The organism is Halorubrum sp. SS7, assembly GCF_005435055.1.
In the GTDB taxonomy this organism is placed as follows: domain Archaea; phylum Halobacteriota; class Halobacteria; order Halobacteriales; family Haloferacaceae; genus Halorubrum; species Halorubrum salinarum.
Genome location: NZ_SGXV01000644.1, coordinates 1 through 232, shown reverse-complemented (window position 1 = coordinate 232; position 232 = coordinate 1). Strand labels below are relative to the sequence as shown.

The window sequence follows — 232 nt, the reverse complement described above, 5'->3', positions numbered from 1 at the left end:
ACGAGGGCGCCGGTCTCGACTACCACAGCTACGCGATCGGGCTCGAGGAGATCTCCCGAGGTTCCGGCGGACTCGGAACCGTCGTCGCGGCACACACGTCGCTGGCCGGGAACATGCTCTACGAGTTCGGTGACGAGACCCAGAAGGAGGCGTACCTCACCGCGCTCAACACCGGCGAGGAGATCGGCGCGTTCGCGCTCTCGGAGGCCGAGGCCGGTTCCGACGTCCCGGC

1 protein-coding gene is annotated in these 232 nt (G+C 68.5%); it reads left to right on the top strand.

What is annotated here, in order from left to right; translation table 11 throughout:
- On the top strand, window positions 1-232 hold a 232-nt coding region (locus tag EXE44_RS19470; RefSeq protein ID WP_199241313.1), incomplete at both ends, for an acyl-CoA dehydrogenase family protein.